Origin of the sequence: Chitinophaga pinensis, from assembly GCF_007896845.1 — a bacterium.
Classification (GTDB): Bacteria; Bacteroidota; Bacteroidia; order Chitinophagales; family Chitinophagaceae; genus Chitinophaga; species Chitinophaga pinensis_C.
This window is the reverse complement of record NZ_VOHS01000007.1, coordinates 241,863-266,546: the sequence shown is the minus strand read 5'-3', so window position 1 is coordinate 266,546 and position 24,684 is coordinate 241,863. Positions and strand designations below refer to the sequence as shown.

Annotated in this window: 36 protein-coding genes and 1 tRNA gene; 21 read left to right on the top strand and 16 right to left on the bottom strand. The window is 43.6% G+C overall.

The annotated features are described in order from the left end of the window. The first annotated feature begins 409 nt into the window (after nucleotides 1-409). The 8 genes from FEF09_RS10185 (at nucleotide 410) to FEF09_RS10155 (ending at nucleotide 4,554) form a co-directional block, all read left to right on the top strand. On the top strand, nucleotides 410-682 hold the full coding sequence (locus FEF09_RS10185) for a hypothetical protein (protein ID WP_146305006.1): 273 nt from the start codon (nucleotides 410-412) through the stop codon (nucleotides 680-682). Between the two features lie 90 nt (nucleotides 683-772). Beyond that, complete coding sequence (locus tag FEF09_RS10180; RefSeq protein ID WP_146305005.1) at nucleotides 773-973, top strand: hypothetical protein; 201 nt, start codon at nucleotides 773-775, stop codon at nucleotides 971-973. 153 nt (nucleotides 974-1,126) lie between these two features. Continuing rightward, nucleotides 1,127-1,393, top strand: coding sequence for a DUF6915 family protein (locus FEF09_RS34710; protein ID WP_409994853.1), 267 nt, complete (start codon nucleotides 1,127-1,129; stop codon nucleotides 1,391-1,393). A 68-nt stretch (nucleotides 1,394-1,461) separates the two neighbouring features. Beyond that, the gene (locus tag FEF09_RS10175; protein WP_146305004.1) at nucleotides 1,462-1,683 is read left to right on the top strand and encodes a hypothetical protein; all 222 of its coding nucleotides are present in this window, start codon (nucleotides 1,462-1,464) and stop codon (nucleotides 1,681-1,683) included. A 143-nt stretch (nucleotides 1,684-1,826) separates the two neighbouring features. Beyond that, nucleotides 1,827-2,021, top strand: coding sequence for a hypothetical protein (locus FEF09_RS10170; protein ID WP_146305003.1), 195 nt, complete (start codon nucleotides 1,827-1,829; stop codon nucleotides 2,019-2,021). Nucleotides 2,022-2,079: 58 nt separating this feature from the next. Continuing rightward, a complete protein-coding gene (locus tag FEF09_RS10165) occupies nucleotides 2,080-2,343 on the top strand; it encodes a hypothetical protein (protein ID WP_146305002.1) in 264 nt (87 codons plus the stop codon). A gap of 109 nt (nucleotides 2,344-2,452) precedes the next feature. Beyond that, a complete protein-coding gene (locus FEF09_RS10160) occupies nucleotides 2,453-3,565 on the top strand; it encodes an amidohydrolase (RefSeq protein ID WP_261387406.1) in 1,113 nt (370 codons plus the stop codon). A 137-nt stretch (nucleotides 3,566-3,702) separates the two neighbouring features. Next, complete coding sequence (locus FEF09_RS10155; RefSeq protein WP_146305001.1) at nucleotides 3,703-4,554, top strand: helix-turn-helix domain-containing protein; 852 nt, start codon at nucleotides 3,703-3,705, stop codon at nucleotides 4,552-4,554. A gap of 162 nt (nucleotides 4,555-4,716) precedes the next feature. Here FEF09_RS10155 and FEF09_RS10150 read toward each other — a convergent pair whose 3' ends face one another. Next, nucleotides 4,717-5,259 (bottom strand): hypothetical protein, encoded by a 543-nt coding sequence (locus FEF09_RS10150; RefSeq protein ID WP_146305000.1) that lies wholly within the window; start codon nucleotides 5,257-5,259, stop codon nucleotides 4,717-4,719. A 180-nt stretch (nucleotides 5,260-5,439) separates the two neighbouring features. Between FEF09_RS10150 and FEF09_RS10145 the strand changes: the two genes are divergently transcribed. The 3 genes from FEF09_RS10145 (at nucleotide 5,440) to FEF09_RS10135 (ending at nucleotide 7,623) form a co-directional block, all read left to right on the top strand. After that, nucleotides 5,440-5,513, top strand: a tRNA-Ala gene (locus tag FEF09_RS10145). A 28-nt stretch (nucleotides 5,514-5,541) separates the two neighbouring features. Next, entirely contained in the window at nucleotides 5,542-6,912 is a 1,371-nt protein-coding gene (locus FEF09_RS10140; RefSeq protein WP_146304999.1) for an SDR family NAD(P)-dependent oxidoreductase, read from the top strand. 186 nt (nucleotides 6,913-7,098) lie between these two features. Then, entirely contained in the window at nucleotides 7,099-7,623 is a 525-nt protein-coding gene (locus FEF09_RS10135) for a GNAT family N-acetyltransferase (RefSeq protein WP_146304998.1), read from the top strand. Nucleotides 7,624-8,102: 479 nt separating this feature from the next. On the opposite strand, the gene FEF09_RS30680 is transcribed toward FEF09_RS10135, so the two are convergent. The 6 genes from FEF09_RS30680 to FEF09_RS10110 are packed head-to-tail and all read right to left on the bottom strand — an operon-like array spanning nucleotide 8,103 to nucleotide 9,612. Then, a complete protein-coding gene (locus FEF09_RS30680) occupies nucleotides 8,103-8,276 on the bottom strand; it encodes a hypothetical protein (RefSeq protein WP_186774273.1) in 174 nt (57 codons plus the stop codon). A gap of 1 nt (nucleotide 8,277) precedes the next feature. Then, nucleotides 8,278-8,769, bottom strand: a complete 492-nt coding sequence (locus FEF09_RS10130) for an RNA polymerase sigma factor (protein ID WP_146304997.1) — start codon at nucleotides 8,767-8,769, stop codon at nucleotides 8,278-8,280. After that, a complete protein-coding gene (locus tag FEF09_RS34705; protein WP_186774272.1) occupies nucleotides 8,714-8,926 on the bottom strand; it encodes a TraB/GumN family protein in 213 nt (70 codons plus the stop codon). The genes FEF09_RS10130 and FEF09_RS34705 overlap by 56 nt, the downstream gene beginning before the upstream one ends. Beyond that, on the bottom strand, nucleotides 8,919-9,134 hold the full coding sequence (locus tag FEF09_RS10120) for a TraB/GumN family protein (RefSeq protein ID WP_146304995.1): 216 nt from the start codon (nucleotides 9,132-9,134) through the stop codon (nucleotides 8,919-8,921). The genes FEF09_RS34705 and FEF09_RS10120 overlap by 8 nt, the downstream gene beginning before the upstream one ends. An 8-nt stretch (nucleotides 9,135-9,142) precedes the next feature. Further along, nucleotides 9,143-9,325 (bottom strand): hypothetical protein, encoded by a 183-nt coding sequence (locus FEF09_RS10115; RefSeq protein ID WP_146304994.1) that lies wholly within the window; start codon nucleotides 9,323-9,325, stop codon nucleotides 9,143-9,145. Then, nucleotides 9,322-9,612, bottom strand: a complete 291-nt coding sequence (locus FEF09_RS10110) for a TraB/GumN family protein (RefSeq protein ID WP_186774271.1) — start codon at nucleotides 9,610-9,612, stop codon at nucleotides 9,322-9,324. Before FEF09_RS10110 ends, FEF09_RS10115 begins: the two co-directional genes overlap by 4 nt. Before the next feature lie 482 nt (nucleotides 9,613-10,094). Between FEF09_RS10110 and FEF09_RS10105 the strand changes: the two genes are divergently transcribed. The 3 genes from FEF09_RS10105 to FEF09_RS32815 all read left to right on the top strand — a co-directional run bounded on the left by FEF09_RS10105 (nucleotide 10,095) and on the right by FEF09_RS32815 (nucleotide 11,871). After that, nucleotides 10,095-10,415, top strand: a complete 321-nt coding sequence (locus tag FEF09_RS10105; RefSeq protein WP_409994851.1) for a hypothetical protein — start codon at nucleotides 10,095-10,097, stop codon at nucleotides 10,413-10,415. A gap of 314 nt (nucleotides 10,416-10,729) precedes the next feature. Next, nucleotides 10,730-11,074, top strand: a complete 345-nt coding sequence (locus tag FEF09_RS10100) for a hypothetical protein (RefSeq protein ID WP_146304991.1) — start codon at nucleotides 10,730-10,732, stop codon at nucleotides 11,072-11,074. Nucleotides 11,075-11,739: 665 nt separating this feature from the next. Beyond that, entirely contained in the window at nucleotides 11,740-11,871 is a 132-nt protein-coding gene (locus tag FEF09_RS32815; protein ID WP_261387404.1) for a hypothetical protein, read from the top strand. A 369-nt stretch (nucleotides 11,872-12,240) separates the two neighbouring features. Here the strand turns inward: FEF09_RS32815 and FEF09_RS10090 are convergent, their stop codons facing one another. Genes FEF09_RS10090 through FEF09_RS10080 form a run of 3 tightly spaced genes read right to left on the bottom strand, consistent with a single transcriptional unit; the run spans nucleotide 12,241 to nucleotide 13,144 of the window. After that, nucleotides 12,241-12,363 (bottom strand): alpha/beta fold hydrolase, encoded by a 123-nt coding sequence (locus FEF09_RS10090; RefSeq protein WP_409994852.1) that lies wholly within the window; start codon nucleotides 12,361-12,363, stop codon nucleotides 12,241-12,243. 8 nt (nucleotides 12,364-12,371) lie between these two features. Continuing rightward, complete coding sequence (locus tag FEF09_RS10085) at nucleotides 12,372-12,662, bottom strand: alpha/beta fold hydrolase (protein ID WP_146304989.1); 291 nt, start codon at nucleotides 12,660-12,662, stop codon at nucleotides 12,372-12,374. 44 nt (nucleotides 12,663-12,706) lie between these two features. Next, the gene (locus tag FEF09_RS10080; RefSeq protein WP_146304988.1) at nucleotides 12,707-13,144 is read right to left on the bottom strand and encodes a hypothetical protein; all 438 of its coding nucleotides are present in this window, start codon (nucleotides 13,142-13,144) and stop codon (nucleotides 12,707-12,709) included. Nucleotides 13,145-13,321: 177 nt separating this feature from the next. On the opposite strand from FEF09_RS10080, the gene FEF09_RS10075 reads away from it, so the two are divergent. After that, on the top strand, nucleotides 13,322-13,801 hold the full coding sequence (locus tag FEF09_RS10075) for a WG repeat-containing protein (protein ID WP_186774270.1): 480 nt from the start codon (nucleotides 13,322-13,324) through the stop codon (nucleotides 13,799-13,801). Next, nucleotides 13,795-14,694, top strand: coding sequence for a WG repeat-containing protein (locus tag FEF09_RS10070; RefSeq protein WP_146304986.1), 900 nt, complete (start codon nucleotides 13,795-13,797; stop codon nucleotides 14,692-14,694). Before FEF09_RS10075 ends, FEF09_RS10070 begins: the two co-directional genes overlap by 7 nt. A 17-nt stretch (nucleotides 14,695-14,711) precedes the next feature. Here the strand turns inward: FEF09_RS10070 and abc-f are convergent, their stop codons facing one another. From abc-f to FEF09_RS10040, 6 genes are all read right to left on the bottom strand, one after another. Beyond that, nucleotides 14,712-16,298 carry a ribosomal protection-like ABC-F family protein gene (abc-f, locus tag FEF09_RS10065; protein ID WP_146304985.1) on the bottom strand — a complete coding sequence of 529 codons (1,587 nt, stop codon included), beginning with the start codon at nucleotides 16,296-16,298 and terminating at the stop codon, nucleotides 14,712-14,714. Between the two features lie 149 nt (nucleotides 16,299-16,447). Next, complete coding sequence (locus FEF09_RS10060; RefSeq protein ID WP_146304984.1) at nucleotides 16,448-16,969, bottom strand: hypothetical protein; 522 nt, start codon at nucleotides 16,967-16,969, stop codon at nucleotides 16,448-16,450. Between the two features lie 27 nt (nucleotides 16,970-16,996). Continuing rightward, complete coding sequence (locus FEF09_RS10055; protein ID WP_146304983.1) at nucleotides 16,997-17,458, bottom strand: hypothetical protein; 462 nt, start codon at nucleotides 17,456-17,458, stop codon at nucleotides 16,997-16,999. Between the two features lie 120 nt (nucleotides 17,459-17,578). Beyond that, nucleotides 17,579-17,995, bottom strand: a complete 417-nt coding sequence (locus FEF09_RS10050; RefSeq protein WP_146304982.1) for an OsmC family protein — start codon at nucleotides 17,993-17,995, stop codon at nucleotides 17,579-17,581. Between the two features lie 195 nt (nucleotides 17,996-18,190). Continuing rightward, nucleotides 18,191-18,601, bottom strand: a complete 411-nt coding sequence (locus tag FEF09_RS10045; RefSeq protein ID WP_146304981.1) for a DUF1348 family protein — start codon at nucleotides 18,599-18,601, stop codon at nucleotides 18,191-18,193. A gap of 11 nt (nucleotides 18,602-18,612) precedes the next feature. Then, the gene (locus FEF09_RS10040; protein WP_146304980.1) at nucleotides 18,613-19,152 is read right to left on the bottom strand and encodes a TetR/AcrR family transcriptional regulator; all 540 of its coding nucleotides are present in this window, start codon (nucleotides 19,150-19,152) and stop codon (nucleotides 18,613-18,615) included. 161 nt (nucleotides 19,153-19,313) lie between these two features. Here FEF09_RS10040 and FEF09_RS10035 point away from each other — a divergent pair, with 161 nt between their 5' ends. The 5 genes from FEF09_RS10035 to FEF09_RS10015 all read left to right on the top strand — a co-directional run bounded on the left by FEF09_RS10035 (nucleotide 19,314) and on the right by FEF09_RS10015 (nucleotide 24,487). After that, nucleotides 19,314-20,267, top strand: coding sequence for a hypothetical protein (locus tag FEF09_RS10035; protein ID WP_146304979.1), 954 nt, complete (start codon nucleotides 19,314-19,316; stop codon nucleotides 20,265-20,267). A 166-nt stretch (nucleotides 20,268-20,433) separates the two neighbouring features. Then, a complete protein-coding gene (locus tag FEF09_RS10030; protein ID WP_146304978.1) occupies nucleotides 20,434-21,750 on the top strand; it encodes a cytochrome P460 family protein in 1,317 nt (438 codons plus the stop codon). A gap of 12 nt (nucleotides 21,751-21,762) precedes the next feature. Continuing rightward, a complete protein-coding gene (locus tag FEF09_RS10025; protein WP_146304977.1) occupies nucleotides 21,763-22,800 on the top strand; it encodes a sensor histidine kinase in 1,038 nt (345 codons plus the stop codon). Then, complete coding sequence (locus FEF09_RS10020; RefSeq protein ID WP_146304976.1) at nucleotides 22,775-23,524, top strand: LytR/AlgR family response regulator transcription factor; 750 nt, start codon at nucleotides 22,775-22,777, stop codon at nucleotides 23,522-23,524. The genes FEF09_RS10025 and FEF09_RS10020 overlap by 26 nt, the downstream gene beginning before the upstream one ends. A gap of 87 nt (nucleotides 23,525-23,611) precedes the next feature. Next, a complete protein-coding gene (locus FEF09_RS10015) occupies nucleotides 23,612-24,487 on the top strand; it encodes an NAD(P)-dependent oxidoreductase (protein WP_222596944.1) in 876 nt (291 codons plus the stop codon). The last annotated feature ends 197 nt before the right edge of the window (nucleotides 24,488-24,684 follow it).

The window sequence follows — 24,684 nt, the reverse complement described above, 5'->3', positions numbered from 1 at the left end:
CCATGAATCTCGGTGTGATCATTGTGGGAAAGCCGACAGGTATTATCATTTTTAAAGAAAAGCTCAACCGCTATAATTACGCAGGTATTATCCTTGCCATCATTGCAGTTATCTGTATTACCTATCGAGTTTACGCCGCTTAATCATTAAACAGTAACCCTGCGTGCAGGATACGTACTCGAAGGTGTCGCCTGGTATGCTTATTAATAAAGCTCTTTTTCAGACAAGCCTGGCATCTCCCAATGCCAGGCTTGTTTATTACACCTCAATATGCGGCTTCCTGCTTTTACGCCCCCTTTCCTTTTACCCCACTGCGGACAATAATACAGTAACAATCTACGGCTACCTGATACTGAAATCCTATTTTTAATTGTATCTTAAACGATTAAATCAACCTATCAACTGTAGCATGTACTATAAATTATTTATCCCGATCGCGATCATGCTGATCTGCAGTTGCCAGCAAAACCGGCAACGCAACTCACAGGATCCACTATCAACTATTCCCAAAGAACAACTTGACTCCATTATGGCCCTCGCACAGGAACAGGCAGCTCAGGCCGACACACTTGGTACATTGATACTTTCTATTGATTGCAGCGTAAAGGCAACACCCGGAGAGGCATCTGGCGATAGTATCCTTCCATGGGTAAATATTGAGAAAAACGGATACCGAAATTAAGCGGTTGATCGATCCGGATGAAATAGTCCTGCCTTATACAAAAGCCAGACTGATCATTGATTATCCTCTGACTAATCCCGCTATATTGAATTGTCCGCTTCAGGTAAAGGATTCACGAGAAAAGAACTCCTGCAATTCATCAGCGACAAATATCATATGATCTACAAAGAAGAAGAACAATCAGCTGTTACCAAAACAGTTCCTCTGAATGAGAGAAAAGAGCTGATTAACAGAAATAACACCGACGGGAATATGGTATATGGGGACATGATCTTTCCGACTTATCTTTAAGCACAATTGAAGTATACAGGGATGAGAAAGAACAGCTCTCCCTGATACTGGATATCAATTCATAAAATAAAAAGCGCTTTAGTAAACATTACAGCAACCTTGCAAGGTACCCGAAGACCTTTTACTGATGAATTACTGGAAACATAGTCTGTTATCGAAAAGAAATTTAACGGCCAGACAGAAGATTACATGCATATCCACAAATTCATGGATAGCAGTAAACTATTCTATTTTAATTACCGGCACAGGATCCTTTTACACAATACCTATGGTATTGACCTCTGCATACAGCAATTCGGTGAAACGCTGATCAACACAGATAAACAGACTGTCCTGATCCGCGACATTGCAGCCGAACATTGCAAGGAAGATCTATGGGGGTTGTCCCCACGCTCATCACTGGTTCAAATATGTGGATGAACAGGTGCTGGATATTATCAAACCATGAATCCGGCTGATAGCAAACTAAAAGAGTTTGTACTAAGACCATGGCTGATGTCAGGTATAAAATCCACATTGATGATCACCATAGCAATTTTGGAATATATCTGGTGAAAGAAATGCTCGGTCTTGATGCACTGGAACTGGCTGGTTATCTGAAAGAAACAAACATACACGAAATGCTCTCCTACGTAAAACTCAACGATAGGTGGCAATATTCCCCTGATTTAAAACAATTGGAAAGTATTAAAGATGAGCTTACTCAGTAACTTTTTAGAAAAACTTTTTGGTGGCGGACACGTAAACAGGATTCCCCCCAACCACAAGAAATCCCCTGCTGGTCAACACAATACCGAAGAAACCAATAACTTCCTCGCCAGATGGGAAAGGGAGAAACGAAAAACTCAAACAAGTGGAATGGGAGGTAAAAGAACGTATTATCCGTCGTGTAAAAGAAAAAGGAGAAATAGCATTCAGCTGGGAAAGTGGTAACGATGAAGCTTTTCTCTCCTTTCCGGATAATATCAATGAATCAGATGACTTCTATGATTTGAAGAATACATCATTCTTAAGCTGGACATTCCGGACGCCGGTGAATTCCAGATGACAGGCAATGGCACCATATATATGATAAAGGATTGGTAAGGATCAAATACAGCTCTGTCATGAAAGACATTGTCGATTATAATGAAGAAACCGAAGAAGAGATCTATAGCGAAGCAGAAACGGATAGTGGAGATCTCGTACTCTTCCCGCCGATTATAAATCGTACAGGTAATGTTATAAAACCTACTCATATCCCTACGCATGGCAATTTATCTTTGATGCAAAGATTTATTACCATGCGTTCTACAAACATTTCCAGAAAAGATTTTATCAGAAATTCTGCCCTCGCCACACTAGGACTAGGTATCACGCCCTCCTGCTGACGGATGCAAAAGCTGCCAACCCCCACGAAACGGAAGTTATCGCTGGTAATAAGAATCTGAAACTGAAAATGTACGGCTGGAAACAGGATTTGAATATGAAGGGGATGAAGTGATCGCTACCAAAACCGGACTATTCTGTATTGAAATAGCCAACGGTAAAATCACAGCCGTGCTGCCCAATGCCCCCAAAGCCAATGCAACTGATGCCAAAGGTCTCCTGATGCTGCCGGCCTTCAAAGACATGCATATCCATCTGGACAAAACCTTCTATGGTGGGCCATGGAAAGCTGCGAGAAAAAAAACAGGTGGCGTAAAAGGCATGATCGCACTGGAACAGCAGATCCTTCCCGAAATGCTGAAAACATCCACTGATCATGCAGAAAAGCTGGTAGAACTGCTGCAATCATGTGGTTCCAGCTTTGCCAGAAGCCATGTAAATATTGAACCTACCTCCAGACTGGACTCTCTCAAAAACTTACAGAAAGCACTGGAAAACAAAAAAGACTCCTTTGGCGCAGAACTGGTCGCTTTTCCACAACACGGGCTGTATTACACAGACTCCACTTCCCTGATGAAAGAAGCCGCAAAAATGGATATTGATTTCATTGGAGGTGTGGACCCTTATTCACTGGACGGAGAGATTGCCAAACCAATGAACTTCATCGTTAAACTGGCATTAGATAACAATAAAGGCATTGACATTCACCTGCATGAATCAGGAGATTCCGGACTGAAGACCGTCGAATACCTGATCGATAGGGTCAATGAAAATCCGGTACTGAAAGGGAAAACCTTCCTTAGCCATTGCTTTGTATTAGGCAAACTGGAAAAAGCTAAACAGGAAGAAATAGCAGATAAACTGGCGCAGGCACAGATCGGGATTATGTCCACCATTCCTTTCGGCGGACTGATCATGCCCATCCCCACGCTTTACAAATATGGCGTAACCGTAGGCACCGGTAATGACAGTATCATTGACCACTGGAATACATGGGGACTGGGAAGCGTACTGCAGAAAGCCAATCTGATGGCACAGTTATACGGATATTCTACAGAATTTCTCCTGTCACGCAGTCTCAGACTGGCTACTTACAACATCCTGCCACTCGATGATAAAGGTCAGCAGCAATGGCCAAAGAAAGGAGATGATGCCAATATCGTGCTGATAGATGCCAGTTGCTCAGCTGAAGCAGTGTCCAGAATATCTCTATCAGGTCATTGATCCATCAGGGTAAGGTTGTCTTCTGATCATAAGCAACATCCCCGGATACTGATAGTGTAGCAGTTATCGTTGACAGGGCTGGGTTATTTCATTAATTTAGCCCACAGGCGCTATCGCAAACGATACGTTCCAGCCAGATGAATTATCAGAAAGATCATTTTCCGGTATTGAGCATTCAGGAGTTCAGTCAGGGTAAATCCGAAGACTGCACTGTACTGTTTCATGAACTACGCGGAGAAAGATCAATCGATGAAGCTCATAAACATGACTTCTTCATCGCTATACTCTTCGAAGAAGGACGTGGAATACATACCATCGATTTTGTGGAACATCCTATTGCACATCTACAATTACACATGGTCTTTCCCGGACAGGTACATCAATGGAAAATAAAAAAGGAAACCGTAGGTTATCAGCTGATGATAGAAAAGGAAGCATTCGAATCCTTTCTTCCCAACCTGCGTTTTTCATCTGCGCTATATCAACGTCACCCCGTGATGACATTGAAGAAAGGTGCATATGATTCCCTCTTGTACGAATTCCGTTGTGTACAGAAAGAACTTGAAAAAAACGAGCCTTTCGAAGCACTGGTTAAAGCCCGCTGTGGTATCATCGGGTTACTGATCAGCAAAACAGCAGAGAAGCGCTTCAGCGACTTTGACATTTACAATTCCAATGCTATCCTTTCACAGTTCATCGGGCTGATTGATAAATGCTTTAAAGAACAACGTTCTGTCGCTTTCTATGCACATGCCATCAATATCTCTCCCAATTATCTGAATATGGTATGCCAAAAACAGCTAAATGTCGCCGCATCCTCACTGATACAGGACAGAGTGCTGCTGGAGGCAAAAAGGCTGCTTAAAACGTCATCCATGACAGTAAAAGAGATCGTATTTAGCCTCGGGTTTTATGATCATGCTAATTTCTCCAAATTCTTTAAGTCTCATACAGGGATGACGCCGTCGGCGTTTAAAGATCTGAAATAAGAAACGGTCTATTCTTTATCTGATCATAGTCATCCTTCGTTGATCCTTCGTTCATGAACGAAGGATCAACGAAGGATGACTATGATCAAAACAGTATTTATTAATAATACCAGTCCCGATTCTATATTCTTGCCACCAATTTAAACGTTTTCAAATCATAAATCAGGATCTGGTTTTGTCCGTTTTATCATATTTACCATTATCATTTGTGTCATAATGGCCTGTAACAGTGACAGTGCCCGTCTGATTGTTTACAATCCAGGTACGTACAAAAAAACTATCCTCCGTCAACTGCACCTTTTCTTCCCCATCCGGCGATATAACTACCAACTGAGTAGGATCAGTCCAGCTGATACCTTTCCGGTGATCCAGATCGACTGTCTGCGCTTCAAGTACGATCCTGTTTATCTGCAGACTGTCTATCCTGACCTGTGTGATGGAATGCCAGTATCCCCCTCCGGGGAATTCTACCTGCTTCGTATGCCCGTTTTTCGTATTGATAAATAAAAGACGCGGGTCACGGGCCATGAACGTCTTACCCATATCATATATACTGGCAATAACATATTCTGTTCCAGTAACTTCTGTCATTTTGTTGAAGTAAACATAGCTGTATTTATCTTGTGCATAGGTGGCTACAGATAATGTAGAGAAGACTAAACCGAGTATCAGCTTCGCTACAACGGAAATGTGCTTTTGGCTCATGGGAAATCAATTTTGGTTATACCGCACAGGATTCTCCAATGGAAAAAATTCCATAAACAGCCATGTTAAGAAAAGCTAAAAATTGCCTGATAACACATTGAACAGCCAATTCAATGGTAAACAAATGAGAACAAAAAGTTTACGTATAAAATAACATAATACGTCATACCTTCGCGGCGGTCGGGGGTAGCTCAAGTGGAAGAGCCTCTACTATGCAAGTAGAAGGTTACGGGTTCGAATCCTTGTCCCCTGATCATTTCCAGTATTTATAAGCATTTCTCCATGCAGGAATTTTCGCAGCAGGAATGGGACAAGTTTTATGAGATTTTACAGTTCCTGGGTAAACATCCTTTCGACTCTCCCGATACCAACCGCCTGAAAGGTCTGGTCACCAAAATTTATAAAACAGCCAAAAAAGATATCAAACTGACAGCCGCAAACGAACGCAGGACTGTCAGTCTCAATGCCATTGAAAAAACAGCCGTCTTCAGACAAGCAAGGCAATCCTCCGTCAATGAGGCGCCTGAAAATGTGATAGCGATTCCCTTGCAACAGACCATCCCAAATGCGATTGTCTGTTATGCCTGCAGAAGACAATATACACAGCTGCATCACCATTACCATCGCCTGTGTCCGGAATGTGCCGATATTCATGTAGAGAAAAAGGCGCAACGGCTGGATCTTCACAACAGAACCGCGATCGTTACCGGCGCCCGTATGAAGATTGGTTACGTCACCACGCTCAAACTATTGCGGGATGGTGCTACAGTGATAGCTACAACCCGGTTTGCAGCAGATGCCCTGTTAAGCTACAGCAAAGAACCCGACTTCCATCACTGGAAACACCGCCTGTTCATCTACAGTTTGGATCTTATTTCCATTCCGCAGGTGGAAATGTTCCTGCAATATGTACAGGAGAATTTTTCCGGTCTCGATATTATTATCAATAATGCGGCACAGACCATCTCTTATCCTGCCGCCTACTATAAACCATTGATCGACAAGCAATTTCAGTTAGACACAATTACACCGGAAGACCAGTCACGTATACTGGCTAATCCGATGATAGGTGTACCTTTGAAACTGGAATCCAACGAGGCTTTACTCGCGGCACAGACTTTCTTTCCGGCACATAAGACAGATTTCTTTGACCAGCCCCTTGATCTGCGCGACAGTAACTCATGGACGATGAAACTGGAAGAGATTGATACCGCCGAGGTATTATCTGCCAACCTTGTGAATAATATCGCACCCTTTATGCTGAACAGCAGATTGAAACCACTGCTGATGAAGTCTTCATTCCATGATAAGTATATCATCAATGTCAGTTCTTCCGAAGGGCAATTCAGCTATGAAGGCAAAACCATCTTCCACCCGCATACCAACATGACTAAAGCGGCCCTGAATATGATGACCCGAACCAGCGGCCGGGACTATGCAGACAATGAAATTTACATGAATAGCGTTGACGTAGGATGGGTATCAACCGGCAATCCGATAGAGAAACGTACCCGTCTGGAAGAAAAAGGGATTATTCCGCCGCTTATGCTGGATGATGCAGCCGCCAGGATCTATGACCCTATTTACAGGGGCATGCAAGGCGAAAAACTGGCAGGTAAACTATTCAAGGACTATATCGAAGTAAACTGGTAAATACCGGTATCTGAAAAATCAACTACCTTAGCAGCAATAAATCATTGCCTCTGCAATTCTTCTTGCCATACAGGCATCATACATTGCCTGGATTTGTATACTAACGGGTGCCTTATAACCCGTCTTTTCATCGCAATTCCTGCGATGCTGTAATCACTATGTATATAAATCAAAATAAACACAAACATGTTTTTCTTAGAAACGGAACGGCTACAGCTGATTCCCCTCCCCCATGATATGCTTACGCTTTGTCAACAGGATCGCGCCGCTATGGAAGCGAAAATCGGACTCAATACATCTGCTATGTGTATCGACCCTGTTTATATAGTTGAACTGGAAGATGCCCTTGCAAATTTCTGGATTCCTATGACAGCTACCTATCCCGACAGATACCAATGGTATACCAACTGGGAAATCGTTTTGAAAAAAGAACGGCTGGCTATCGGCGGCATCGGATTCATTGGCTATCCAGACGACAACGGACAAACAGAAACAGGATTTATGCTGGATAAGAATTTTCATGGCAAAGGATATGCAAAAGAAGCACTGATCAGTATCAGCAACTGGGCATTTACCCATGATGAACTGAAGACCATTATTGCAAAAACAGCGGAAGACAATCTTCCCAGCAGAAAACTCCTCGAAAGTGCGGGATTTATGCGCATCGGACAAGAAGCAGATCTGCTGATTTATTGTAAACAATGCATCTGATAGAATAAGCAAAGCCCCGGCATACCGGGGCTTTGCACTTATAAACGATAAAAAAGATCATTTCAGCTGAATTCCATCATCAATGCTTTCATCTCATCCAACCATTTTCCAAACCGTTTTCTTATGTACCAGATATTGAGATAATATCCACTTAGCCCGCAAATACGATACCCGGAATCATCCAGTACCAATTCATTTTTAATAGTATAAAACTACCATAAGCACCAGCAACCACGTGAGCGTTGATATCCAGAGATAAATATTCAATGTCCTGCGTGTACGTTTATAAAGGTCTGTTATATAACTTTTGATGTAGGTATCTCGTTGCAAAGAGACAGACGCATCAATCGGATGAACATGAACAGACAGGTCAGCAGGTTATTATTCCTACCACATAAATAACATTGCTTATCATAATTGCATCTTGTTTCCCAACGTCCTTCCGGAAATATTAATACATAAAAAAAGTATATTAAACACTAAGGCCCCCAGCACCAGCAAGATCTCTGTAATAAATCAGATGTCAGTTTCTTCCTGCTCTCTGCAAGACGTTCGTCCAATATCTTGCTCACAGACTGCTCAGTAAGCAGGTCATTATTATACCTTCCGGCAGCCCCTCTGAGCAGGGATTCAAAATCATCTATTGGCTCCATACTATTGCGTGTTTTTAGAGGTGATTGCATGCTTCAGCTTCTGTCGGATACGACTCAGTCTGACACCGACATTATTCTCAGAATCTCCGGTGATATCTGCTATTTCACGGTAACTGACACCTTCAATATATAAAAGTATCAATGCCTTTTCTGTTTTGGGCAGGGACCGGATCATTTCCCATAACAGACGCTCCTGTTCATGCTGCACATGATCGTCTTCCGGTATGGCAGGTGTCATTGCAATATTAAGTACATGTTTATTATGCACCGCTGATTTTCTTGAATAAGTCAGTGCCGTATTTAATGCAACCCGATACATCCAGGTAGACACTTTACTTTGAGACCGGAAGCGGGGAAAAGACAACCATAATTGCAGCCAGATCTCCTGCAATAGATCCTCTTTATCCTCTTTGCTATCAGCATACATATTCACTACCTTATAAACAATTCCCTGATGCGGCATTGTATGTTCCAGAAATGCTGCTTTGGTCATTACTCATGTGACTTTTTGATGGTAAAAGGGACATTAGCAAGCGTATATCCTTTTGTCTCAGTAATTCAATCAGTCCTGTGCGGGCGCCAAGATGCGCTGCACCAACAGCTATCAACGGGTGCTCCTGCTTTAATAACGAGTCAATCCTGTCAGCCATCACTATATTTCTTTTTACCAGCAATGCATCGTTTGCACCAGCTGCTGATGATATTGTAATTGATCTCATTCAACAGCTCTTCAATATCCTGTCTGGTATAACTGGCAGTCATTCTTCTCAACATTTCTACCGGAGGTATATTCTGATCTAACACCTGACGTAACATATCCATTTGTGACGATAAGCTTATCGCTTTAAGTGCCTCCATCTCTTCCTTTACAGTTTCCAGTCCGCTACCGGCAGATTTTTACTATTCGCAGCTTTATATAACTCAAAATCAACCGACGCGGCTTTTCCGGCACTCCCGGTTAACATAGAGATTAACAACATGGGTTTGATAGCATAGAGCTTATTCCCCATCATTAACGACAGAGGTGCAGACTGAACAAATCTTCTCATCTTTTCCATAGATAACTCATCCAGTTGCTTGTCAATATACGATGCGCTATCTGTAATGTACATGCATCCATCATTTCTTTAGGATCTATCTTGCCCAGATCTAATTCCAGATACAATTTATCTACCTTATCAAGCAGATCAAAAGGTACTTGTGGCAGCTGATAACTTCCTGTGTCATAGATATGCATAGAACCAAACAGATACGCCGGTTTAGAAAGCCCCTTGCCGGTGATCTCCCATAGAAGACCTTTGGGTTGTTGCTGCGCAGATACAGGATTAAAGGCCACTAATAAAAAACAAGGGCTGATAACAATGCTTCAGGCAGTTTAGTGTTTCATTTTTGAAATCGTTTTATTCATTAGTACACCTGCCTGCCAAAACCTTACAAACTTTTATAAAAAAAAGTTATTCAGGGATATCATTTTATCCTGTCAGCAGACCAAACTACCCAATAAATCATTATCGTTAAATAAAACCTAAATAACTTATCGTGTATTTGTCGGCTTTTTTCTTCATAAATTGCTGCTATAAATTCACACCATCCATGAAGAAAATTGTACTACTAGCTTGTTTAACCTGGGCTACCTATACACACATGCCCAAACTTCAATCGGCATTACCGCCGGCTTCGGAAATCAAAATTATACTACCCTGACGCCGATAAAGTAGACGGTGGTTCCAGTTCTTCAGGTAGATTCATCCATCCTGGCGAGCCGGTATAATAGCAGAGAGAAAAACTGATCGGGAAATTTATATCCAACCGCAATTGTTGATCAGCAGTAAAGGTAATCATAACTACTATGCCGCCGCTGATGGGCCTGATTCCCAACCGATCAACCTGCATTTTAAAGAAAGGTTCACCTATCTGGAACTGCCTGTAAATGTATTATATAAACTTCCTCTTGGAAGCGGAAAATTCATTGCTGGTGCAGGTGGGTACATTGCATATGGTCTTGGTGGTCATAGTAAAACAACAGGTCAGACACGTACTACCGGAGAAGACTATGTATATGACAAAGACGTAAAATTTAAAAAGGTAAACAAATCACAAATGAGGAATACCTCAAAACTGACTACTACAGGCCAATAGATCTGGACTTAATTTCCTTGCAGGATATGAATTTAAGAATGGTATAGGATTAAACCTGACTTATAGTCCGGACTCAGAAGCATTTCAATTCCGTCCATGGTAATGGACTATTGGACTGTCAATAACGCCAAAGTAAGAAACAGCTCTTTGGTCTGTCAGCAACATACATGCTCAAAAAATTCACTTCAAAAGCTTAAGCAACATAATTATTTTAAACGGAGGCCTTGCTTTTACCACAACAATCATGTGGCAGGAATTTTGTTGCCTGACACCAACCGTCCTTTCATCTCACTTTAATCCCTCTACTAACTACCATGAAAAAAATCACATGGTTAGCCCTGCTGGTTATTGGTATTTCCTCTGCCCATGCGCAGACGCGCTTTGGAATTACCGCAGGATTCGGACATGGAACAAGACTTTTTCCTATTATGATCAGGATAGAGCACCCTCTAACCCGGCCAAAAAAGCTTCTCTCCAGCCTGGCAGGCAGGCATACTGGCAGATATACCGCGACAGGCAGATTCTATCTGCAACCACAGTTGCAGTTTAGTGTAAAAGGACACGCGGAATATTATGACTTTAAGTATGACCCTACTGTAAGCAAAACGAATTTAAAGGACACGCCACATTTCTGGAGCTACCTGTTAATGTATGTATAAACAACCACTGGGAAAAGGAAAGCTGATCGCAGGAGCCGGCGGATATATGCCCGCGGACTTGGTGGAAATTCACGGGTGATAGATGATCATCGTGATGGACAGATAGTTGTACGTAAGTTTGACTTAAAGTACAAACGTAAAATAACTCCCGGGGATCTCGATCAATATGACATAAATTATCAAGACACCGATTGATCTGGGTTTGAACTTCGTTGCCGCATATGAACTGAAGAATGGCCTCGCATTCAAACTGAATTACAGTCTGGGGCTTAAAACAGAGCAGCAAAATACGAAGCGGAAGAACCTTGGGTACTTCAACATATAGATACTTCACAGCTTCCGTCAGCTATCTGATAAACAGAAAAGCATAACACTTTTCCAGCGTATTGCATACCTGTAATATCGCTGGTATCCCTATACTTTTATCATCTTTCTTATCCCTATACCTATATTTATCTCCTAAAACAGTTCGACAATGACCAGACAACTAAGCGCTTCTTTTAGGCGGAGCTTTACGCACTTTCGCTTATTTATGCACGCGCACACACTATGCATTGGAAGGTGTGGGACTATCTGCCTTTGTATGGTAACGAACCAAGTGCTATCGAACAGGTTTTGCTATCTATGCCAATGTGATCAAACTGGATGAAAATGGCTATGATTGAATGCAAAATGCTGAATGTCGTGCGGCCGAATATCTGAAAGAATATTGCTTACCCGACTATAAAGCCTATCCGGCATTTGAAGAATGGGAGCTTGAATTGCATGCCCCTCCTTCATTAAAAGATCAGCTATGAAACGCAGCAGGGCTTTTTCAGAAATATCTCACCTGTTTATTAAACTCATCTGGTATCTCACTGGGCGCATAGTGAAGCATTCTTAAATATCACCAACTCCGCACCGGGAATACTTGCTGCATGAGTCGCATATGCTTCCTTAATGACTTCATGCTCTCCTGCCATCACCAGTACAGGACAGTGAATCGTTTTTATGCGGCAGGATCTATATGTGGTTCCTCCAGCAAACAACGATGACCCGTAATGTGAAATCATCGGAATGTTTGTGTTGCGCCTCAATTACCTTGATCTGGTTTTGAACCGTATCATCAGCCACCATATAAAGCAGTTGTATCAGGATAAAGATTAGCACCCATTGCAGCAAGTTTTTTACTTTTCCGGATGACGCATCGCAAGTATAAGTCCGGTAATACCGCCATCACTCCAACCCAATACATGTACACTATCCAGCTTCAGCTCATTCAGCAGCTTGTACATATCGTCTGCATACAGTTCATACGTCAGCCGGTAGTATCGGCCGTAGACTTACCATGTCCACGGGTATCAACGGCTATCACTTTAAAGGATGCAGATAAAGCAGGTATCTGTTTTGCATAATGACGGATAGACTCCGATGCACCATGCAATAACAATAGCGGTTCGCCTTCTCCATACGTTTCATAATAAATCCTGTTACCATTGATCGTAGCATATTTCCCCGTCGTTTCATTATTACCATAATCACGGGAAATAATATCGGTAGCATCGATAGACAACGCCTGTTTATCTCCATGCACCAGCTGATCAGTCACCGAAACCTTTACTGCAGATGGCTGATTGATGAATTTCCATGCAGTCAGATCGGCATCTTCAAAACCAGCTTTTTCACGGGCACTTCCTTTTTGTTGAGGAACAATTTTATATCATCGAAAAAGAACTTCGCTTTCCCGGAATACAGCGCCCCAATAAAAAGCGATTGTGTACGCTTGTCAATTTTACCAGATACCGTCAGCCGGTTCCATTCCCCCGCCTTAAAGTCTTCCATACTCAGTTTGCCAATAGCGGTACTAACCTGTGTCTGCTGATTGTATCCCAACGCCATCAATGCAGTACCTGAATTATTTTCTTTACGCTCCGCATACATCCAGCATTCTATGGTATAGGAGGCACCTTTATAGGCACTAACATCTATGCTCTGGAAAAAAATGGGCGGCGGCCCATCCTGTGATCTTGCTGTCAGTGAGGTGACCAAAGCAATACAACCACCAATAAACGCGGGAATTATTCTCATCATGGGTTAGCATTTATAAAGGGTAAAAATTAAAGCAAAAACCGGGGATTCCCAAACCGGGCCAGCCGCTTTTATTAACAAATATATAGTCCACTCCTGATCTGGTCTCATCAAAATCAGCGTATATTAGTATTGACTTTTCAGGTACTGATTTCGCTATCACCCGCAATGTATCAGCCTATGCATATTCAGTGGCATCCACAGCTTTTCGCCCTTACCATACTCATCGCAGGCTGTAAAAATGTTATGCCGGAGTATGCAAAAGAATATACGCCCGCATTTGAGCCTGCACTACTCCATGCAATTGTTTCAGATGCACCATCCATCTCCGATCCTTATCCGCTTTTCAGAATACGGGAGAAAATGCGCACAGGCTACATCGACAGAGATGGTAACACGGTTATAGCGCCCACCTTCGTGACCGCCGGAGACTTCTCAGAAGGACTGGCAGCTGCACGCTCGGGTGGCTATTATGGATACATCGATAAGACAGGAAAATTCGTTATTCCACCCAGCTATGACTTCGCTACGGAGTTCTCTGATAATACCGGATTAGTGTATAAAGACGGCTTACCTATTTATATCGACAGACAAGGAAACACTCTTTTAAACATCCTTTCCTGCAGGCAGGCCCTTTTGCAAAAGGCCTCGCGATGGTAATAACCGCCTCCCGCAAACCCGGTGTGATCAATAAAAAAGGCGTACTCGTCATAGACACTATCTACAAGAGCATCTACCCATTCAGAAATAATCTGACCATAGCCGGCGATCAGGATGGTAACAACATGGTACTGCTGGATACCGCTGGCAAACGTATTACACCTCCTGCAGGTATTCAGGACGCGAATGCCTTAAAAGCATATTATGAAAAGATTCCTGTCAACGAGCGGACCAAAGGCCACCTGATCGACGGCAGATATCTCGTGGATATGGGTAATGGTATCACTCTCAACGTACGCCACGGTGACGCCTACTATATGGATGAAAGAAAGTATGTACTATGGCAGTTCGCTAAAACAGCAGACCTTCCACATCACTATGATATCGATTATCAGCTTATGGGATATTATCCCATAAAAGATGATCCTGCACCGGTCTATCATTGCAAACAAGCACTTCCTTCAGGTGTGTTCAGTCTGACAGTAATGCCGGATATCCGGGAAGCCGAAAATGGGTTTTCTAATGCCGGCGGCTACCGTACGATCCTCGCTAATCGCTCAGGACAGGCCATTACATTCAATACTTATGACCATGGCCTACTCATGCGCATGCAGGCGAAGACAAATACCGGCGACTGGCGCGACATAGAAGACATCGCACGGGGTTGTGGCAACGGCTTTAGTGACATGACCTTACGGTCAGGTCATTATCTTCACCTGACATCGCCCGCATATAGTGGTGCTATTAAAACAAAACTAAGACTACGCTTTACATATGTAAGCTATGGCAGATCTCACACGATCTTTAGCAATGAATTCGACGGTAGCATCAATCCCGGACAGCTATGGCGATCCGAATGGAACTTTCCTTCCACAGACTATCTGCGGCCCTGATAGCTTGTATGTCGGTATTACAATTGTATTTCCCGTGCTATATTGATCTCACTCAAAAAGTATTCATCATGGCTGATAACGATCAGCGTACCCTGATACTCATTGACTGCTGCAGTTAATATCTCTATATTCTGAATATCCAGATTGTTGGTAGGTTCATCCAGCACAATAATATCAGGCGACTGATTACCAATAGTCAGTGAGCAAAGCATTAAGCGCATTTTTTCTCCACCACTTAAAGCCTGACAAGGTTTATCCCAGTATTCTTTCGTAAACAGGAAGCGGGTCAGCCGTATCTTTATTTCATACTCCTGTAAACCGGTTTTATTATACTGTGCCGCCTGTTCATAGACACTCAGGGTATTATCTATCAGAGAATAATCCTGATCAATATAAATGGTCTTTACCGCCGCTTTTTCAATGGTACCAGTCTGCGGGATCAGTTCTCCCAACAACATTCTGATAAGCGTAGTCTTCCCTGATCCGTTATGCCCACGAATAACAATGCGTTCTCCGCTGATGATCTGAAAACTAAGCGGTGAAGACCAGACCAAACGATCACCGTAGCTGAAGTTCACGGCTTTCGCCGTAACAAGAATCTTTCCTTTGTGCAAAGAAGAATTGTCGAAGTCCATTTTCATTTTGTCCATATCAGGCAGCTCCTTACGCAACTGATTCAGTTCGTCAGAGATGTTACCCACCTTTTCGGTATGGACGCCTTTCATACGCGCACTACTCTTTTCTGCATTGTTCCTGAAAGTATTCATAGAGATCGTTGGCAATCCGGCTTTCTCTTGTTTCTTCTTTCCACGGGCATCCAGCTTTTGCTGGCGCTCCATAGATTCCCTTTCTGTTTCCCGGGCTTTGCGCAATTCTTTTTCCTTACTCTTTACATCCTGATTCAAGGCCTCGCTGGCAATCATCTTCTGTTCAGTATAGAACTCATAATTGCCGCCATAAATAGTAATCCCACGTTTAGACAATTCAAAAACAGTGGTTAGCAGATTGAGCAAAGTTCTGTCGTGACTTACTACAACCAGTGTGTCTGTCGTAGAAGATATATAGTCATATAAAATATGCCTCGCCTGCACATCCAGATGATTACTTGGTTCATCAAGCAACACAAGTACAGGCTGATGTATAGCAATGCCGGCAAGGAAGACTTTTGTCTTTTGTCCGCCACTCAGCGTACGCATTGACTGCATCAGATCCACGTCTTCCAGCTGCCAGTGTGCAAACGCTTCCTGACAACGCTCTTCAATCGTCCAGTCATCATCCAGCGATGTCATATGCGCTTCCGTTACATTCCCTGCAAGGATCTCCCGGAGCGCGTGTATTTTCATATCTACACGAAGTGCCTGTGCCACTGTATAATCATTATACTGGCCAAATAGCTGTGGTATGTAATAGGGTATTACATCTTTTTTGATGATCCCGGTAGCAGGGAGTAATTCCCCGGCTAAGATCTTTAAAAGAGTAGATTTACCGGCGCCGTTATTGCCGATCAAAGCGATTTTATCCTGTTTATTAACAGTCAGATGGATATCAGAAAAAAGTATATCTCTGTTGGGATGGGTATAGGTTACACCTTGAAGAATGAGCATAATTTCCTTCTTTAAAGAATGAATAATGACACTTACCGGGCTGCGCCGGCAGGTCTATTTATCTGTTCTGAAAGAAATTAAATCTCACATTAGTGTACTATCGGGTTTGATGATGGGTGCAAAAGTACAAAAAAAATCTGCATTACAAATTATCTGGCCTGTTCAGCTGTCGGCGTAATACGATCATACAGGTGAGTATATTCCGGCGCAACTGCCATCAATGGCATAAACAAGGCCATCATGATACCTGAGGGCTTCTCACGGGCAAGTAGTTGATGAGCTTCGGTAACACCCATTGTTTTCCGGTCAGTCTGATTATACCAGAGAAAAGGCCCTGCCTCCCAGCTTGTCTTGCTATGCCTGCTTAAAAACAGACCATTTAAAGATGCTCTGCATTTGATTGTATCGATGGCAAGCAATGTATCATTCGAGTGGCAACTTAACGCCATGCGTTTCTTATCAATGACAGTCAATGTTACCATTCCTGCTGCTGGTATACGCAGGTGAGAAGTATCAACCAGATAATGCCATAAGGAAGATGTCCCATTTGTGCTAAGGTTCCGGTACACACCATCTATTGGATGTGTTTTTGGGGGAGATACTTTGGTGGCATCTTTGTTCGCTGTTGCACAAGACATCAGCAATAATAACAACGGCAACAGCCATTTCATAGGTAAAAGGTATTATACTGAGAAAGCCTACTGATTCCACTTCTTCCTGATACTAAACAATAATATCCAGTAAGGCACAAGATAGAGCGCGCTGGGCAACATTAACATAATAGAAGGTATTCCCAGAAACAACACTAACGTCAATAAAAGAAATGCCCACATGACCGCCAGTACAACATTGAAGTTGATCGCCCATCTCGCTTCCATCCACACGGGAAACGTCATCAGAAATAAAATCGCCCCCGGTATAAGACAGGCCAGCAACAGACCAGCAACATAAATTGCACTGTAATCCGGGACACGGTCCATAACATCCCTGATATTCACCATGTTGATAAAAACCAGCAATGAAATTAATCCACTGAGCAACATACCAATCCAAACGAACACCCGCAATATGGTGCTCAGCAGCTTACGTCTGCGTACCGGCAGCCCCGCATTAAAACTCTCGTCAAAGATGCTTGACGTTTCATCCAGATTGTCCATCATAATCATATTTCAGGGGAGGAAGTTAATAATATTCAAATAAATACTAATAAAAAACTCCTCACTGGCCGACCAGTGAGGAGCAAGAAAAAGGAATATATATTGATTGTTGAACCCCTTAGATTATCCTACCAGTTCTGCCTGGAGGGAAATTTCAATAGCAGCGTAAGCACGGCTTACAGGACAACCAGCTTTAGCACCGGCGGCGATCTCCTGAAACTGCTCATTAGTGATACCCGGCACTTTGGCTTTCAGCACCAGATCAGAACGTGTAATCGTACCGTTATCCAGTGTAACCGCTGCTGTTGTTTCCAGCGTATCAGCCTTATAACCCGCAGCTTCCAGATCCAGTGTCAGCTTCATGTTAAAGCAACCCGCATGTGCGGCTGCCATCAACTCTTCCGGATTGGTACCAACACCTTCCGCAAAACGGCTGTTGAAAGAATACTGTGTTTTATTTAAAACGGTACTCTGGGTAGTAATGTTACCACTTCCTTCTTTGATGGTGCCATTCCAGATGGCTGATGCTGTACGTTTCATACTATTAAATGTTTTAAGTGTTTTGCTTGTTTGTTTATCATTGAACTGATGATACAAAAGTACGGCGGACATACACGGTGAGCAATGCACATTTGGCGACTCTTATTGTACTTTTTACCCCCCTCCGCTTTTTCCAAACAAAACAATGGGTAGTGGCACACAATCCAACCATAGAACCATGCGCCACGTTGTATATTATAGTCTCCTTTCTGACTCCTCAATCGGCAGATCATTGATACTGGCGAATCTCCGCTGCATCAGTCCATTTTCATCAAACTCCCAGTTCTCATTACCATATGCCCTGAACCATTGTCCATTCTTATCATGATACTCATATTCAAACCGTACCGCTATCCTGTTATCTGTAAATGCCCACAGCTCTTTTTTCAGTTTATAATCAAACTCCTTTTTCCATTTGTCCGCAAGGAATGCTTTGGCAGCCTCACGTCCATTCAGGAAGACAGACCTGTTCCTCCACTCTGTATCTACACTGTAGGCCAATGAAACCCTCTCAGGATCCTGTGAATTCCATGCATCTTCAGCAAGCTGTACTTTCTCCTTCGCCGTTTCTAATGTAAACGGCGGCAACGGATATCTCTTTTCCATAGTATATTATTTTAATTGATTAATGAATTAACTATTTTCTTAGCACGGTTTACCGGCCATTGATCCCTGTACAACTGACTTTCTACAAAAGCACCTTCATACAAAATATAAACATGATCGGCCAGCTCCGCGTTATCCAGCAGGTTTTTGAAGTTCTGACGGATATTACTTTTATGATCGTATATGACGTCTCTCACTTTTACATTATCAGCAGGAATCTCTGACAGGATATTAAGGAACGCACATCCTCTGAAGCTTTCTTTTTCATTCAGCAATGAGATCAGATCAAAGGCTGCCAGCACCTTCATTTTAGGACTTCTCTTCTGGGCACTCAGCGCCTGCGCCTGTTTCTCTATATATTGATGTCGTTTCTCCAATACACCCACACACAGATCTTCTTTTGATTTGAAATGCTGATAAAAACTGGCCTTTGCCACATCAGCTTCTTCAATGATCTGATTGATACCGGTAGAGTTATAGCCCTGTCCTAAAAACAGACGGTAAGCAGTGTCCAGTATCCTTTCTCTGGGTTGTAATGTTTCTTTGCTCATGGTACAAAGGTAAAGGGATTTATTTTAAAAACAGACAAGTCTGTCTATATTTATTTTTGATGGATGTATTGACATATACCGGTCCCTTATCAGGCGACCCCGGATTTTTATTATCTTGTGCATCAATCAGGCGAACATATCGCATGCATAAACAACTGGCTATGTTTAAACATCTCATCCTATTTCTTACATGTACGACGGGCATTGTGGCTTGTCAGTCCCCGACGCCAAAGTTCAACCCGAATCCCCAGAAGCGGGCCTTTATCAGAAATGAGATAGACAATGCATACCGCCGGAACTGGCACACATACAGGTTGCATGGCCATGTGAAAAACATTGCTCAGTTCACCTTTAGTACAGCTGCTGCAGATACGTCCACATCCGGTTATGAAACAAAAGAATACCTCTTGTTTGACAGTACCGGCAATCTCGCAGAACGCATCGTGTATAATAAAGGAATATTTTCGACAAAGGCATTACACAAATACAATGCTGAAGGCAAACTGACTGATATCCTGTATTATGACAGCAAGGGACAATTCAGTTTCAGGACATATAATGTATATGATCCGGAGGGCAATCTGGTAGAAGAAGGACAACGCAACAAAGACAGCAGTACGCCTAAACAGGTATTCACCGGATTTGACCGATACGGAGGCCTTGTCAGTCAGTCATCAGGAGACAATATCGTTGAGTACCTGAACACTTATGATAATGATAGCGTACTGGTAGAACAGGAAGGTTTAATGAATAAAGTACCTGCCGGAAAGATCACATGGAAATTTGACAGTATAGGACATATGATCGAGCAATCACAATATGCTATCAACGGAGACCTGATATACCGGAAGAAAACAGATTTTAATGCACAGGGATTACCCGTACTCCTATCCATCCTGCAACAGGGTAAAGGAGAGAATATACAACAGATAGCATACGATTCATCCGGCTCTGTTATCAGACAGGCGAGTGTCAATCCGGTTGACGGTACACTTTCGGATGCCACTTCCACAAGCTATGAATACGATACTGCGGGCAACTGGACCAAAGCCACTGTACATGGCGCAGGAGATGTCATCACAGGTGTTATTATCAGAACAATCAGCTACTATTAATAAAAAAGGCTCAGCTGCTGATAGCTCTGCCATCTTTGGCGGTTTCTTAATCTCTCCAACCCCCGATTTGCCACTTTCAGCTATTTATTCGCCGCATACAACAAATTCCACTTGTTGTTGGTCTTTAGTACAGGCATCTTTGCCCCGAACAATAAATTGACGGAATATGCGTGTATCCAGCAAGAAATGGATCGTAATCGGACTCTTCCTTGTAGTAGTAGGGATTGCCATCCAGTTTATCAGACCGGGCATCTCCAATCCGCCCGTAACCGGCGAGATCAAAGTACCGGACGATGTAGCGCAGATCCTGCGTGCCTCCTGCTATGACTGCCATTCCAATCAGACACAGCTCAAATGGTTTGACCAGATAGCCCCCGCCTCATGGCTGGTGGCACAGCATATCCGGGATGGCCGTAAAATCCTCAATTTCTCTAACTGGGATAGTCTCGCCGCAGGCGATCAGAAAGGGAACCTGTTTCTCTCTGTAAATCAGGCGATGTTTGGCGAAATGCCGCTGGCATCCTATACTACCTTCCATCCGGAAGCCAAACTGACTCCTGCTGCCCTCAATACGCTTAAAACGTATGTAAACAGCCTTGCTCCGGTAAAGGTATCTGATACCAGCCGCTTCTCTGTAGCCGGAAAACAGTTTGCCCAATGGACAGCCGGTACCTTGCCCACCGTGCAACAGGTTAGTCCGGTGCTGAATGGCATCGCTTATATACAAGGCTATCGCAACTGGCAGATCGTAAATATATCCGACAGATACGATAACGGCACCATGCGGGTCATTCTGGGCAATGACATCGCCATGAAGGCCATCCATGAACACAAGACCAATCCATGGCCTGACGGTACCATTTTCGCGAAAGTAGCATGGGAACAACTGACAGACAGCAGCAAAATAGCCACTTCAGGAGAACTGAAACAGGTGGAATTCATGATCAGAGACGAACAGAAATTCGCCAGCTCCGCCGGTTGGGGTTGGGCCAGATGGAAAGGCAATGACCTGAAACCTTACGGCAAAACGCTCACTTTCTCGCAGGAATGTGTGAACTGTCACCATCCGATGAAAAATAACGACTATGTATTCACCGAGCCTTTGACTGACGACGACAGACCAGAAAAGATCACCGGGCAGCCACAGGGACAACTGATCACCGCCACCATTGATAAGAACAAACATACACACAGCGTATTGTATGGTAACAGCATCGCTGTGCAACACGCCAGAAGCGGGGCAGCTGGTCCTTATCCGGCGGGTGCCGTACTGACGCTGGCTACGTGGTCACAGCAGGATGATGCACACTGGTTTGGCGCAAAAGTACCTGAACACCTGCAGTCTGTAGAAGTAGTGAAAATAGACGCTGATGCGGCATATGAACAATATCAGTCACCCGGCTGGAAGAAGACAGACGCGACCCTCCGTCCGGATAGAATCGGCTATATTACACAATTGAAAGCTGCCGTGATCTTTAACTAAACAGGCCACCAATTGTACATATCCAGAAACATACGCACATTCAGGGTATCAAATGCCGTCATATGGGCAAGTGCTATATTCATCGGTCTACTGGCATCGATACCCAAAATATTACGCATACACATTACGACGTGGGAACTGCTGGCGGATATCTCGGTAGCCACCAGCTTTTCCATACTGATCTGGTACTTTAATATATACATGCTACCCACCTTCAGGGCCGGGGCAGCACCAGCCAGGTTCGCCAGCAAACGTCTTGCAGGTAGCCTGGCTTCAGGCACATTGATCATGGCGATATTAGTGGTAGCCTATCAGCTCATTCTGCCACAGTATCATTTTCAGTCCATGATGCTGATGTACGAGTTCAGAGGACTGGTCATCAACCTGACCATCTACCTGTTTCTGCACCTCATTTATCAACATCATATCACACAGTTGATCAGTGTTGAACTGGAAAAAACCAAAGCGGATAACCTGTCGGCACAATTTGAACTACTGAAGCAACAGGTCAATCCCCACTTCCTGTTTAACAGCCTGAATACATTGAAGTCAATGGTAGAAATGCAGGATCAGCATTCCGCCAGATTCATCGTCATGCTGTCTGACTTTTATCGCTCTTCATTAGAGACCCGTAAACAGCATCTTATCAGTCTGCAGGAAGAGTTATCCACACTGCATGCCTATATCTTCCTGTTAAAGGCCCGCTTTGAAGATGGCATCTCCTTGACCGTAGCTATCAGCGATGCACACCATGCTTCATTCATACCACCTTTTACCTTACAGCTGTTAGTGGAAAACTGTATTAAACACAATATCGTTTCACTCGGACAACCACTACATATCCACATCTTTTCAGATGGCGCGTTTATTGTCGTTGAAAACAATCTGCAGCTAAAACGTACACCGGAAGCATCTACTGGTCTGGGGCTTACCAATATCGCACAGCGTTATCAATCCCTGCAGCAGCAACAGATGGAAATCATCAAAGACAGTCATTCCTTTAAAGTTAAATTACCGGTGCTCCATGAAGATACTCGTGATAGAAGATGAGATCAAAACAGCAAAGGCACTGATAAAACTGATCAACACCATTGATCCGGATGCGGAGATTGCAGCCTCCCTGCAAACCGCCAGTGCCGCTATTGAATACCTGTCTGCACACCCTTCTCCCGATCTGATATTCATGGATATACAGCTGGCCGACGGATCCTGCTTTGAGATCTTTAAAGAAGCAACGGTGACAGCACCGGTGATCTTCTGCACCGCATATGATGAATATGCGATAGAAGCCTTTAAAGCCAATGGTATCGACTATATACTCAAACCATTCACAGAAGAAACACTCGCTGCTGCTTTTAAAAAAGTAGACCGCTTACGCCGTTCACTCACACAGCAGACAGAAAAACCCATTTATCCTTTGCCCCTGCAGCAAGGCAAAAAAAGCTTTCTCGTATTCAGTGAGAACAAGTATGTGGTCATCTCTGTGGATAACATTTCGTTTTTCTATATCAGAAACGATTTCCCGGCTATCGTGACCTTTGACGGAAAGGAGTATACGCTTAATCAGTCGCTGGATACCATCAGTGCCCAGTTACCACCCGAACAGTTTTACCGCATTAACCGCCAGTATCTTATCAACTTCAACGCGGTACACGAAGTAGAGCATTACTTCGGCCGTAAGCTGCTCGTACACCTGAAAACAGCCACTCCTGAAAAGATCATCATTGGAAAAAACAAAGCCACAGAATTCCTGCACTGGCTTGATAACCGCTGATACCCGCTGTTTTTCCGACAGGCCCTTCCGTTCATGGAAAACGTAGATATATTTCCTAGCTTTATGTAGACCATCAAACATAGCCTTATGAATCATTTGAAAATAGGTTGGGCAGGTTTAGGCCATATGGGCGTTCCCATGGTAACAAACCTCGTCAAAGCCGGCTTTGACGTAACAGTATATAATCGTACGACAGACAAGGCCATTGCATTGCAGGAGAAACTGGGCGTTAAAGTGGCACATTCTCCCAGACAACTGGCTGAAGACAAAGACGTCATTATCACCATGGTGACAGATGACGCAGCATTAAAAGAAATTTATGAAGGAACGGACGGCATTCTCTCCGCTACATTACAGCGGGATATGCTGGCCATCGATATGAGCACGGTATCTCCGGATACAACCCGGCAACTGGCGGCCTTATGCGAAGCAGCAGGCCTCTGGTATCTGGATGCACCTGTGTCTGGTAGCGTAAAACCTGCGCAGGAAGCCCAGCTGGTGATTATGGTGGGCGGAAGAACAGAAGATTTCGAACGCGCTAAACCCATCTTTAACGCCCTCGGTAAAGCAGCACACTTACTGGGTGAAACCGGAGCAGGCAACTATGCAAAACTGGCTATCAATACCTTCCTCGGTATTACTTTACAGGGATTGTCAGAAGCAGTGATATTTGCACAGAATAATGGTATACCGCCCGCTCAATTCCTTCCGCTGATCAACAACGGACCAATAGGTAGCGCCATTACTAACCTGAAAGCAACGAACATCGTTAACCATGATTTCACACCTGCGTTTCAGTTAGGCCTGCTGGCCAAAGATATCAGACTGGCAAAAGGTCAGGGTTTAGATACGCCTATCGGCAATGCCCTCTTTGAAACCCTGCAGGATGCACTCACACAAGGACTGGCGACCTCAGACATGAGCGCCATCTATCAGTACCTCGAAAATAAATTTGCTGAATAATAAGAAGGCCGGTCATGACCGGCCTTCTGCATAATGTGCCTCTGTGTTTTTTGTCAGCACCGTGTTCTTCAATGAGGATATAGCTATGGTTGTATCTTTCAAAAAATAGTTTGTACCTTATCTCCCGCAAAGTTACCACGCGCTTTGCCCCACGTCTGCTACCTAATGTGGTAGTTATACACCACCAATGAAGGTGA